We start from the raw sequence: 12256 nt of genomic DNA, 5'->3' as shown, positions 1-12256 counted from the left end.
TTAAATGCCTGATTTTGTTTTTCTTTTGATCATTATTGCCCTGGTGTTCGTGGTTTTTTCCTTCATTCTCAGTATTATACCTCTGGGATTGTGGATATCCGCCCTGGCGGCCGGGGTTAATGTCCGTATTATCACTCTGATAGGAATGCGCCTGCGGCGGGTGCCGCCGGCCAAAATTGTGAATCCACTGATTAAGGCCAATAAGGCTGGACTGGATTTAAGCGTGGATAAACTGGAAGGTCACTATCTGGCCGGAGGTAATGTGGACCGGGTTGTAGATGCCCTGATTGCTGCTCAGAGGGCTAATATCCCCCTGGGTTTTGAAAGGGCTGCCGCTATTGACCTGGCCGGTAGAGATGTTTTAACTGCTGTGCAGATGAGTGTAAATCCCAAGGTAATTGAAACGCCTATTGTAGCTGCTGTAGCTAAGGATGGTATTGAAGTGAAGGCTAAGGCGAAAGTTACTGTTCGGGCAAATATTGACCGGCTGGTAGGGGGCGCCGGAGAGGAAACCATTATTGCCCGGGTAGGGGAAGGAACGGTTACTTCTATCGGTTCTGCTGAAAGCCATAAAGCTGTACTGGAAAACCCTGATTCTATTTCTAAAAATGTTTTAAATAAGGGGCTTGATGCAGGGACAGCCTTTGAAATACTTTCCATTGACATTGCTGATGTGGATGTGGGTAAGAATATTGGTGCCATGCTGCAGACAGACCAGGCGGAGGCAGACAAGCGCATCGCTCAGGCCAAGGCAGAAGAAAGAAGGGCTATGGCTGTAGCACAAGAGCAGGAGATGAGAGCCAAGGTGCAGGAAATGAGGGCCAAGGTGGTAGAAGCAGAAGCAGAGGTGCCCAAGGCTATGGCCCAGGCTTTGAGGGAAGGAAACCTAGGTGTTTTGGACTATCAAAATCTTCAAAACATCATAGCAGATACAAAAATGAGAGATTCCATTGGTAAATCAGACGATTTGGGAAAAGAAAAGGGAGATAAATAAATAAACAAAACATAGTTTTTTATTAAGAACGGTGGTGAAGGTTCAATGGAAAACCTTGGGATTGTAATTTTCTTCATTATTTTCTCCCTGGTGAAGAGACTTCTCCAGCCTAAGAATGAAGCTCCGGTACCTGGAAAGGTTCGGAGGCCTATACCTTCTGACAGGGAACAAGAGGGTTATCCTGTCCAGATGAGGGAACCAAAGAAGTCAGGGGGCCTCTTTGATGAAATAGAGGAGCTCTTAGAAAGTATTTCAGGATCTGGATCAGGTCAAAGGCCAAAGGAGAAATCTTATCCCGTTTCAGACACCGGGAGTGTAATCAGGGACAGAAAAAGGGAAAAACCTGTCTTAGAACAGAGACAGTTGAAATTAGAAAAAATGAAGGAAGAAAGAGCCCGGGCAGTGCTGGATAAAAAGGAAAAAATTGTGTCTTATGCAGCGTCTGCAGATCCCATATCTCTAGAGGTAGGACCGGAGGGATCCTCTCTCTCGGGATTTAGGGTTACTAAAGACAACTTGGCTGCAGGGATTGTATTTTCTGAAGTATTGGGTCCACCCCGGTCCAGAAAGCCTTTCTCCCTCAGACAGTCCAATATAGTGCAGAATTCAAACAGTTAAATAGAATAGACCGTTTTTCAAAGATCAAGTAGAGAGTGTGGAAATACACTCTCTACTTTTTTTGCAGAAAATTCAAGTTGATAACAGGACGAGACATTGGATTTACTGCAGGAGGTTCGTCCTTTCGACCTGGGGATTAAAGTTTCATACTTTTAAATTCAAGCGCATAAAACTAGTAAGAGAGATTAGGGGAGGTTGTCGGCTTGAATTTTAAAAAAAGCTTTAGAAGTTCCCTTGCGGAGGCTTTTGAACTCCCCAAGGAAATACTGCTGGATCTACCCCGGGTTACCCTGGTGGGAAATGTGCAGATTTATGTACAAAACCATAGGGGTGTGGTGGAGTACTCTGACAAGATAATCCGGGTCAGTGTCAGTGGGGGTGAACTTATTATAAAAGGGGAAGGTATGACCATAAAAAATATTTATTCAGAGGAGATTTTTGTTGAGGGTATAATTTACAATCTGGATTATGCTGTTTAAAAACAATAACTAAAGGTGCGGTAAAACGGAAAAGGGGGTATGACTGGTGTCGTTAATTGATTTATGGTATTATATGAATGGATATATTACAATCTCTATACGGGGGAATCGTAGTGAAAGGCTGATCAATCTGGCCATTAACCGGGGAATTATCTTACGGGATATTCGCCGTTTTGACGATACTGCCTATATGAAGATAGGTATTGAAGGGTTTAAAAAAATAAGGCCCTTAGCCCGCAGGACAAGGTGTAAGGTAAAAATCGAAAAAAAAGCCGGTATTCCCTTTTTTGTATACCGATTGGTGGTGAGAAAAGGGTTTGTGGCCGGGGCAGTGCTGTTTGTTGTTCTGCTATACCTTTTATCTTCTTTCGTATGGTATGTGGAAATCGTAGGTACAAAAGAAATAGACCCCCAGGAGGTTATTGAGATATCCCAGGAACTGGGTTTGAAACCCGGTGTTTTTAAAAATACACTGGATGTGGAAAAGATTAGTAATGAGATTGTTCTAGGGATTCCTGATATATCTTGGGTAGGAGTTGAGCTTACCGGGGTTCGGGCCAAAGTAGATGTGGTTGAAAAAGTAAAAGGGGTAGAGCCTGGAGAGGAATCTTTTACTCATATTATTGCTTCAAAAGATGGTTTAATCACAGAAATAATGGTGATATCGGGAATGGCAGATGCAAAAGTGGGGGATACAGTTACTGCCGGACAAGTTTTGATCAGTGGGATTATTCGTCCCATTACGGAAGAGTTTGAAGAGGATGATTCAGAGGAAGAAGAGAATACCTTTGAGGATAGCAGTCCAAAGGAAAGCTATACAAGAGCTCGAGGTACGGTGAAGGCCAGGGTCTGGTATGAGGGTTTGGGTGTTTCTACTCTGCAGGTGAAGACCTATGAGCCTACGGGTGAGAACTATACAAGTTCATATATAAAAATCGGAGAGAGAGAAGTTTATATGGAAGGGGATGGCCAAAATCCCTATAATTATGCCAGGTTAAGTAAATCCAAACGCACAATGCACTGGATGAATTATAAATTTCCTATAGAAGTAATCTATCTTGAGTATAAAGAATTAGCTTTAATATTAAAAGAATTAACTCCTGAGGAAGCTTTGGCGAAAGCAAAGCAGCAGGCAGAACAGGAGGCAAAAAAACAGCTTCCTTCCCAGGGGGAAGTGATTGATGAATATATGGAAGTACTGGATACCGAAGATGAACAGGTTATAAAGGCCAGGTATGTTATTGAAACCATTGAAGAAATTGGTCAGGAAAAAGAGGTGTTTATGGAGGGTTTTCCTGAATAATAACGCATAATAAGACAAAGGGGATAATAACGATTCTAGAGGAGGGAAATGCTTTTTGACCCTGGACAATATTACACAGAAAGAGCACAAAATTTTATTTAAAAATCAGGAAGAAGCTTTGACTCTGATGGGCAGGTTGGATGAGAATTTGAACCTTATTGAAAGTGCTTTTAGAATTACCTTAATCCCCAGAGGAGAATATCTTCTTCTTCAGGGACAACCCCAGGAGATTAAGATGGTTACATTTTTAATGGAGCGGCTTAAAGAACTGCTGACTAAGGGTAATACCCTAACGCCGTCGGAAATTAGTTACGCCATTAATATGGTAAAGCAGAACCAGGGGGACAAACTGGAGGAGGTTTTTTCCCAATTAGTATATGTTACCACCCGGGGGAAAAAGATTAAGCCTAAAACCTTGGGACAGAAAAAGTATGTAAATTCAATTAAAAATAACGATATAGTATTTGGAATTGGGCCTGCAGGAACCGGCAAAACCTACCTGGCTATGGCTATGGCCATTGCCAGCCTTAAGAACAAAGAAGTGCAGAAGCTGGTATTAACCCGTCCGGCAGTAGAGGCCGGGGAGCATTTGGGATTTTTGCCCGGGGATTTTCAGGAAAAAATTGATCCCTACTTGAGGCCATTATATGATGCCTTATATGACCTTTTAGGGGTAGAGACGTTCCAAAAATATATGGAAAAGGGTATTATCGAAGTGGCCCCTTTGGCATACATGAGGGGAAGAACCTTAGATGATTCCTTCATTATTTTGGATGAAGCCCAAAATTCAACCTCTGAACAGATGAAGATGTTCTTAACCCGGTTAGGGTTTGGTGCTAAAGCGGTGGTTACCGGGGATATTACCCAAATTGACCTTCCTAAGGGAAAGTTCTCCGGGTTGGCCCAGGTACCAAAAATTATCAAGAACATTACTGGAATTGAAATAGTATACTTTACAGAAAAAGATGTGGTCAGGCATCCATTGGTGCAGCAGATTATTAAAGCGTACGAGAAATATGAGGAAAATAAAGAGTAAAGGTATAAAAAGTGAGGAAGCTAATATGATATCTAAAACCCCCATCAAGGGGCCTAAAAAAGGTTTTCCCGGCTTACATCAGTTACCTGGGGTCAGTTTTTTAAAAAAGGATTGTTTGTGGCAGCGTCTTTTATTAGCTTCTGCATTATTTATTGTGGTTTTTTTAATTCTTTATTTTTCTGTGCTTCCAGATCGGGTTACTTTAGACGTAGGTAGGCCAAGCCCTACCACAATTTATGCACCCAAGGAGGCGGTAGATTATCATGCTACGGAACTGTTCAAGGAAGAAGCAGCGGAGGCAGTTCCTGAGGCTTTTGATTTTGAGCCGGCAATCATGAGTGAAATAAATAAGGAATTTGATTCTTTTATCTCAAGTATATATGAAATTAGACAGATGGAAGTACCGGAGGAGGAAAAGGTTCAGCAGCTGGTCAATCTGTTCCCTTTCGAAATAGATTCACAGTCGGCGGAAGCATTTATCACCACAGAACGAAGTGAACTGGAGGCGCTTCAGTTTGACATTGAAGGTATTATTTATGACATCATGGAGCAGGGAGTCAAGGAGCAGGGTCTGGAAAATGCCCGCAGGCAGGCGGTTCAAGAAATAGAACTGTTGGCCTATCAGAAGGAATTAAAGGATAACATAGCGGAAGTGGTTAAACCCATGGTCCGGGCCAATATGATTTATAATGAAGAGGTAACTGTGAAAGCCAGGGAACAGGCCCGGCATGACGTGGAACCGGTGAAGATTCTGAAAGGCACTCGAATCATCGGCGAAGGGGAGATGGTGACAGAAAATCATATGGCACAAATGGATTCCCTGGGGCTGCAGAGGGCAATGGCCGATTATGATATATTTTTTGGTTTGGCCCTGCTTTTACTGGCCATATTTCTGGTGGGAGGGATATATCTCTATATCCATGAGAAAGAAGTATTTTACAGCCCGTCTCTGCTTTTATTGTTGAGCATTATTATTATTATAACTCTGATATTTATTGTAGCTGCCAACTTTTTTTCCGGATTTTTAATTCCTACTGCTATGGGAATAATCTTAATTACGGTACTTTTTAATTCCCGGTTGGCTATTTTATTTAATGTTATCCTGGCCATCTTTATCGGTATTATCACCGGGGGAGAGTTCAGCTTCATGGTTATGGCTCTTCTGGGAGGGCTGGTTGCGGCCTACAGTGTTACTAAACTATATCATCGTTCTGATTTGACTAAAGCCGGTTTATATGTGGCCCTGGTGAATGTGCTGGTGATTTTATCCACATTCCTATTTTTCAGTGGATTTAAACTGGAGTATGAGTTTATTAAAGAGTTCATTTTAGGTATGATATCTGGAGTGGGCAGCGGCTTGTTTTCTTCTGTGATGGCTATAGGGCTGCTTCCCTTTTTGGAAAGTGGTTTTGGATTGACTACCTCTGTAAGTTTACTGGAACTGGCCAATCCTAATCAGCCCTTATTAAAAAAACTGCTGATTAAGGCGCCGGGAACTTATCATCACAGCATTATTGTGGCTAACCTGGCAGAAGCCGCAGCGGAGGTGGTGGGGGGAGACCCCCTGTTAGCCAGGGTAGGTGCCTATTACCATGATATTGGAAAAGTGAAACGTCCTTATTTTTTCATAGAAAACCAACTGACCAATGATAATCCTCACAATAAGATTTCTGCCAGTTTGAGTACGTTAATTATTACAGCTCATGTTAAGGATGGGGTGGAGATGGCCCGGGAGGCGAAGCTGCCGGAAATCATCACCGATTTTATTTTACAGCATCATGGGACCAGCGTAATTGCCTATTTTTACCATCAGGCTACAGAGAAGGAAAAGAAGGATGACGTTTGTGAGGAAAATTTCCGCTATGAAGGCCCTAAACCCCAGACCAAAGAGGCGGCTATTATCATGATATCTGATGCCGTGGAGGCTGCGGTTAGAGCCATGTCCAAGCCTACCTCGGGAAGGGTAGAGGGGTTGATTAGAAAGATTATTAAGGAAAAGCTAAATGATGGTCAGCTGGATGAAAGTGACCTGACCTTGAAGGACTTGGATAAAATTGCTGACGCATTAACCAGCATTCTTTCGGGTATTTTTCACTCCCGAATAGAATATCCGGAGAAAGATTTGAAAGCGGAAATCGAAAGGGGGGCACAAAAAACAAATGCCGTTATTAATAAGGGACCTTCAGGATAAAATACAATTAGAGGACAAGTTGTTGTCCCAGTTGGAACTAATTACCCAAGAGATGCTGAAGGAGGAAAAGCTTTCCCATGATATAGAGGTCAGTCTTTGTTTTGTGGACAATCATTATATAAGAGAGTTAAATAAACAGTATCGGGGAAAAGACCAGGCTACCGACGTCCTTTCTTTCCCTCTGGAAGAAGATAAAGGTGAGGAATTTTTCCAAGAGCCCGAAGTGCTTCTGGGGGATATTGTAATATCTTTGGAGGAAGCAAAGGCGCAGGCAGATGAAGCAGGACATTCAATAAATAAGGAAATAGCCCTGTTATATATTCATGGCTTTCTTCATCTTCTGTCATATCATCACTCAAGTGAAGAAGAATATGAGCAGATGTGGAATAAAATGGGGAAAATTATGGAAATAATAGGTTATCAAGGGTATAATATAAAATAGGGTGAGAAAATGTTCAAGAAAATTATAAAAAGCTTTCCTTATGCCATTCATGGTATTGGTTACTCTATAAAAACTCAGGTAAATTTTAGATTTCATGTTATGGCTGCTTTTTTAGCTCTTGTTTTGAGCTATTGCTTGAATGTTTCTACGGTGGAGTTTTTATTTGTTTTAAATGCTATTTTTATGGTTATTACGGCGGAGCTTGTGAATACTGCAGTGGAAAAAACTGTAGATTTATGTACCAGTGAAATTTGTTCCCTGGCCCAGGTGGCGAAAAATGTTGCCGCCGGTGCGGTTTTAACTTCCGCAATTTTTTCTGTGGTAACAGCTTTAATTATTTTTGTTCCTAAATTAGTAATGTTGTGGAGGTAGTAGTATGATTAAAAGGATAAGAAATTACTTTATTGCTGGTCTGGCTGTTTTAATTCCTTCGGTGGGTTCCCTTTATGTTTTTTGGCTGCTTTTTAATTTTCTAGAGGGCATGTTGTCTTCTCTCATAACCAGTATTTATGGAAGTCCACTGCCGGGATTAGGCTTCATTATCACTATATTATTTATTTTACTGGTGGGCTATTTGACTTCTAATTATTTGGGAAGAAAAATACTGGGATTAATGGATCATATTTTTTTTAGGATTCCGCTGCTTAGAAATGTATACTCGTCTTTTAAACAGATTGTGGATTCCTTTATGAAGCAGAATAAAACTGCCTTTAAAGAGGTGGTTATGATAGAGTATCCTCGGAAAGGTATTTATGTTTTAGGTTTTTTGACCGGTGAGAGCCGGGGGGAAGTTCAAGATAGTACTCATTCTAAAACTTTAAATGTGTTTATCCCCACTTCTCCTAACCCTACCTCAGGGATGCTGGTCTTAGTTCCCAGCCAGGAGGTAACCCTTTTGAAAATGTCTGTGGAAGAAGGACTCAAGCTGATTATTTCCGGTGGAGTTTTTAGCCCTGAAAACAACCTTTAAGAAACCTTATTATTTAAAATTCTTTTTTAGTAGGGTTCTTGCCAGAAATGTCGAACTTAAGAATGAGTCTTCAAACTTATAATTTTTCTATTTTGTTTTACTAAGATTATTTTGCTAGGGGGATTCAATGCCTGGATGAAAACTTTAACCGTTCATGTAAAGGAGAATAAGCTCTTACTTTTTGCTATTTTTCTTTTGATATTAAACACATTTCTACTAACTATAGGGATAAATTTCTTGCGACCTGTACAGTCGGAAATTTCTGATAATCTAAGCAGCAAGAAATTATTGGCTGAGGAAATTGTTCAGTACAACCGCCGGCAGGCAGAAAAGCTGGAGGTTGATCAACGGCCCAGGGTGATGGAAACTTTATCTCGGTTTTATTATGATATAGAGTTGGCAACAGGGAACGAAGAATTATATAAGATAATCTTATCAAACGCCCGGACTGTTCAGGAAACTATTTCTAGAGAGTATGAGAGTTATCAACAGGAGTTAATCCTGTCATTGATAAATAAGGATTCAAAAATCAGGGAGATAAAATCCAACTTAAATGTTACCATTACCTATGATTTCGAAACAGGCATAATTGTGGAGCCGGAAGGTGTAATTGAAGAAAAAACTTTAGAGGAAATTAACAAAACGGCTTTTCAAAGTGATTTTTCCCCCCGGCAGATTATTGAAATAGAAGTGGAAAACGGCCAGGGCAAACCGGTGGCTACCCATAACCCTCTGGATCAAGTTAATGTGCTGACTAATGAATTGAATTCACTCAGAAATATACTTTATGAGACCAGGGTGGCGGCAGGGCTTGCGGAGATGACGGGAGCAGGTATTATTATCCGGTTATATGATAAAGAAAATGGCCAAACTTCAGAAGAAATCGTCCACGATACTGATATTAGGAATTTGGTACATGAACTATTTAACTCTGATGCTCAAGGTGTGGCTGTAGGGGACCAGCGCATTATAGCTACCTCTCATATTCGGTGTGTTGGCTCAATTATCAGAGTGAATGATGAGAGTATACCTGTAAACCCTGTGGTTATAAAAGCTGTGGGTAATCCGGAGATCCTGGTAGGCGGTATGACTCTAATAAAAAGTCAATTAGAGATACGTTATGGACTCCGTATGGATATTGAAAAGGTGGATAACCTTACTTTACCCGCATATTCCGATTAAGCATTAGGAGAGAAAAGAATATTGGATTATAAAGATTTATTAAAAAAAGCGGAAGCAGCCAGGGAATTTGCCTATGCTCCCTACTCAAAATTTAAAGTAGGGGCTGCTCTGCTTACAAAAGACAATTTAATATTTACCGGCTGTAATGTAGAAAATGCTGCTTATGGCTCTACCATGTGCGCGGAGAGGGTTTGTGTATATAAAGCCGTTTCTCAGGGAAGCCGGAAATTTATAGCCATAGCTATACATGCCGGGTCGCATAGTGCTACTCCTTGTGGGGAGTGCCGACAGGTTCTGGCGGAGTTTGGGGCAGATATTCAGGTAATCATGGGGGGATCATCAGGTTTTACCGTTAAATCTATAGTTGAGCTTCTCCCCTGTAGTTTTACATTAAGAACTAATGAAAAGAAGGATTAAAGCACGGCTATGAAGAAGTATTTTGAGAAGTTGAGAAGACATAACAGTGATTTCAAAAATTACTTTTTTATTCTTGAAGGAATTATTTAATTCGTTGTCGAATAGGGATTTTTATAGTGCTTGCGCACTAAAATAATTATTAAATAATAGAAGGAGGGATATAATGGCAGCGTTAGTTGATAAGGCAAAGTGTACTGGTTGTGGAAGCTGTGTTGATGAGTGTCCGGCAGAATGTATTACTATTGAGGATGACATCGCGGTTGTAAATAATGATGAGTGTACAGATTGTGGCACCTGTGAAGATGAGTGCCCTGAGGAAGCAATCAAGGTTGAGTAATATTTAAACACACAAATATTCTTTGTTTAAAATAACAAAATTTTCTAACTTCAAAAGCTTCATCCGCTGCTGCAGATGAAGCTTTTTATTGTAACTTTCCTGTTTTTAGTTCTGGTTGGAGGTCTAGTGAAGATAGACTTCCCTGACTCCCTCCTTTTCAAAAAGGTCTTTTATTCTGTCTACCTTATTGTCCGGAACTTTAAAACCCATCATAAAGCTGTTGTCATCAAACTGCTGGTAATCAATATTTTGATCCAATTCACGAAAATTATCTCGGTCATCCAGCTCAGATATATGAATATCTGAATCATTAAATCCCTCTGTTTTTAATCTGTCATATAGAGCTGCTAATCGTACTTCTTCGGAAACAATTGCAACTAATTGCATCTTTTTCACCTCCATTAGATTCATTCTAATTATAGTTTTGACTTAACTTAGAAAAATAAACAAAAAATTATATAGCCATAAAAAGCCATAAAAAACCAGTAATTATATCTGGTTCACTTATTGACAACACTGTAATTGATTTATATAATCTTAATAAATAATAGAATAGTAAAACTAAAACAGGTGCCGTTATGGAGAATAGGGAACCGGGTTAAAATCCCGGGCGGTCCCGCCACTGTAACCGGGGAGTCCTCTGTAATAAACCCACTGTTCAAGGAATTATAGAATGGGAAGGGATGGAGGATGATGAAAGGGAGCCAGGAGACCTGCCTGTATTAGAGTTAGTTTTCCCCGTGGAGAGGAAGACTGCTGAAGGATAATGGTAAAATCCTCGGCCTAGTTTTTATTTGGCTGGGGTTTTTTATTTATTTAAAAAAAGGAGGAAAAATAAGATGCAGAGATTTGAGGAAATTCTTAAAAAAATTTCACCAATTGATGGAGAGGTAATGGAGAAAACTCAAGGTAGATTGGATGACCTGACCAAACCCCCGGGAAGCCTGGGGGTAATGGAATGTATTGCTAAAAAAATTGCCGGGATTACCAAAGTAGTAAAACCGGGGCTGCCAAAAAAAACCAGCATAATCATGGCTGGGGATCATGGGATTGTGGAAGAAGGGGTAAGCGCTTATCCCAGTGAAGTCACTCCTCAGATGGTTATGAATTTTATTTCTGGTGGTGCGGCCATGAATGTGTTGTCCCGTCACGTGGGAGCAGAATTAATTATTGTAGATATCGGAGTGGCCAGTGACCTGCCGGATATGAAAGTTTTAATTAAGAAAAAGGTAGCCTATGGAACGGATAACATGTGCAAAGGTCCGGCTATGAGCAGGGAGCAGGCGGTGAAAGCCATAGAAAATGGAATTGAAGTGACAGAAGATTGTTTTGCAAAAGGGACCGCTTTGATAGGAATTGGAGAAATGGGTATTGGAAATACCACCCCCAGCACAGCCATAATTTCATTGTACTCTAAAAAAGAAGTAGAAGATGTAGTGGGTCGGGGGACTGGAGTGGATGATGAAAGGCTGAAGATTAAGATAAATGCCATAAAACGCGCTGTAGAGGTAAACAAGCCTGATATTGATGACCCTATTGATGTTTTATCTAAAGTTGGCGGGTATGAAATCGCCGGCCTGGTGGGGGTAATCCTGGCATGTGGAGCCAACCGGATTCCTGTGGTAATTGACGGATTTATCTCTGGGGCGGCCGCCGTAATTGCTGCGGCGTTAAAAAATGAAGTTAAAGATTATCTTATTGCCTCCCACCTTTCAGAAGAACCGGGTCATAAGGCGATGCTGGACTATCTGGGGTTAAAACCAATGCTTCATATGAATATGCGATTGGGTGAAGGAACAGGGGCAGCTCTGGCTATGAACATTATTGATGGCTCTTTAAAAATATTAAATGAAATGGCCACTTTCTCAGAGGCAGGGGTAACAGGTAAGACGGAGTAAAAGGAGGAATGAAGGGAGGGACAAAGAGGGACAAGGGGGACGGGCCCCTTGTCCCTTCCGCTGTCATGCGTTTTTGTATAATGAAAGAGGCGGTTGCATTGTGAAAAAATGCACACATTTCATAATGTGAAAGCAATTTTCTTGACAGTTAGTTTTATGGCAGTTTATAATTTAGGAGTATGCTTGAAACCTTTTTGCATCATGTAAAAATTATTTTAAAAGATGAGCGGAGTAATAACTTGCTTCTTGCAAAGACGCAAAAGCCTTTATCCTCTGTTTTTTTATAGGCTTTTCCGCCTTGTAATGGGTTTTTGCTCAAGCAATGGGGCTTTCAGCAAAACTTTTACAAAGGAGAAAAGGAGGGAGAAAGGTAAGTGTTTTGGGTTTTC

General features: G+C 40.8%; 14 protein-coding genes and 1 riboswitch. Of the genes, 13 read left to right on the top strand and 1 reads right to left on the bottom strand.

The window, feature by feature from the left end:
- Nucleotides 1-4: 4 nt before the first annotated feature.
- The 12 genes from floA (at nucleotide 5) to HUE98_RS14080 (ending at nucleotide 9969) form a co-directional block, all read left to right on the top strand.
- A complete protein-coding gene (floA, locus tag HUE98_RS14135; RefSeq protein ID WP_241421262.1) occupies nucleotides 5-994 on the top strand; it encodes a flotillin-like protein FloA in 990 nt (329 codons plus the stop codon).
- Nucleotides 995-1039: 45 nt separating this feature from the next.
- Nucleotides 1040-1612: a hypothetical protein gene (locus HUE98_RS14130; protein WP_241421261.1), complete on the top strand. Its 573-nt coding sequence runs from the start codon at nucleotides 1040-1042 to the stop codon at nucleotides 1610-1612.
- 203 nt (nucleotides 1613-1815) lie between these two features.
- The gene (gene yqfC, locus HUE98_RS14125) at nucleotides 1816-2091 is read left to right on the top strand and encodes a sporulation protein YqfC (protein ID WP_241421260.1); all 276 of its coding nucleotides are present in this window, start codon (nucleotides 1816-1818) and stop codon (nucleotides 2089-2091) included.
- A 46-nt stretch (nucleotides 2092-2137) separates the two neighbouring features.
- Nucleotides 2138-3394, top strand: coding sequence for a sporulation protein YqfD (gene yqfD, locus HUE98_RS14120; RefSeq protein ID WP_241421259.1), 1257 nt, complete (start codon nucleotides 2138-2140; stop codon nucleotides 3392-3394).
- 55 nt (nucleotides 3395-3449) lie between these two features.
- Nucleotides 3450-4430 carry a PhoH family protein gene (locus HUE98_RS14115; protein ID WP_320415618.1) on the top strand — a complete coding sequence of 327 codons (981 nt, stop codon included), beginning with the start codon at nucleotides 3450-3452 and terminating at the stop codon, nucleotides 4428-4430.
- Between the two features lie 25 nt (nucleotides 4431-4455).
- Nucleotides 4456-6621, top strand: a complete 2166-nt coding sequence (locus tag HUE98_RS14110) for an HD family phosphohydrolase (protein WP_241421258.1) — start codon at nucleotides 4456-4458, stop codon at nucleotides 6619-6621.
- Entirely contained in the window at nucleotides 6590-7063 is a 474-nt protein-coding gene (gene ybeY, locus HUE98_RS14105; RefSeq protein ID WP_241421257.1) for an rRNA maturation RNase YbeY, read from the top strand. The genes HUE98_RS14110 and ybeY overlap by 32 nt, the downstream gene beginning before the upstream one ends.
- A gap of 9 nt (nucleotides 7064-7072) precedes the next feature.
- A complete protein-coding gene (locus tag HUE98_RS14100; RefSeq protein ID WP_241421256.1) occupies nucleotides 7073-7435 on the top strand; it encodes a diacylglycerol kinase family protein in 363 nt (120 codons plus the stop codon).
- 4 nt (nucleotides 7436-7439) lie between these two features.
- Nucleotides 7440-8033 carry a DUF502 domain-containing protein gene (locus HUE98_RS14095; RefSeq protein ID WP_241421255.1) on the top strand — a complete coding sequence of 198 codons (594 nt, stop codon included), beginning with the start codon at nucleotides 7440-7442 and terminating at the stop codon, nucleotides 8031-8033.
- A gap of 135 nt (nucleotides 8034-8168) precedes the next feature.
- Nucleotides 8169-9215, top strand: coding sequence for a DUF881 domain-containing protein (locus HUE98_RS14090; RefSeq protein ID WP_241421254.1), 1047 nt, complete (start codon nucleotides 8169-8171; stop codon nucleotides 9213-9215).
- 21 nt (nucleotides 9216-9236) lie between these two features.
- The gene (locus HUE98_RS14085) at nucleotides 9237-9632 is read left to right on the top strand and encodes a cytidine deaminase (protein ID WP_241421253.1); all 396 of its coding nucleotides are present in this window, start codon (nucleotides 9237-9239) and stop codon (nucleotides 9630-9632) included.
- A 163-nt stretch (nucleotides 9633-9795) separates the two neighbouring features.
- Nucleotides 9796-9969 carry an indolepyruvate ferredoxin oxidoreductase subunit alpha gene (locus tag HUE98_RS14080; protein WP_241421252.1) on the top strand — a complete coding sequence of 58 codons (174 nt, stop codon included), beginning with the start codon at nucleotides 9796-9798 and terminating at the stop codon, nucleotides 9967-9969.
- 123 nt (nucleotides 9970-10092) lie between these two features.
- Here HUE98_RS14080 and HUE98_RS14075 read toward each other — a convergent pair whose 3' ends face one another.
- Nucleotides 10093-10356, bottom strand: coding sequence for a hypothetical protein (locus HUE98_RS14075; RefSeq protein WP_241421251.1), 264 nt, complete (start codon nucleotides 10354-10356; stop codon nucleotides 10093-10095).
- 164 nt (nucleotides 10357-10520) lie between these two features.
- A riboswitch (cobalamin riboswitch) is annotated at nucleotides 10521-10704 on the top strand.
- A gap of 104 nt (nucleotides 10705-10808) precedes the next feature.
- Here HUE98_RS14075 and cobT point away from each other — a divergent pair.
- Complete coding sequence (cobT, locus tag HUE98_RS14070; RefSeq protein ID WP_241421250.1) at nucleotides 10809-11867, top strand: nicotinate-nucleotide--dimethylbenzimidazole phosphoribosyltransferase; 1059 nt, start codon at nucleotides 10809-10811, stop codon at nucleotides 11865-11867.
- Nucleotides 11868-12256 lie beyond the last annotated feature (389 nt).

Origin of the sequence: Candidatus Contubernalis alkalaceticus, assembly GCF_022558445.1 — a bacterium.
Classification (GTDB): domain Bacteria; phylum Bacillota; class Dethiobacteria; order SKNC01; family SKNC01; genus Contubernalis; species Contubernalis alkaliaceticus.
The sequence above is the reverse complement of the archived record's forward strand: the minus strand, read 5'-3'. Positions and strand labels throughout refer to the sequence as shown.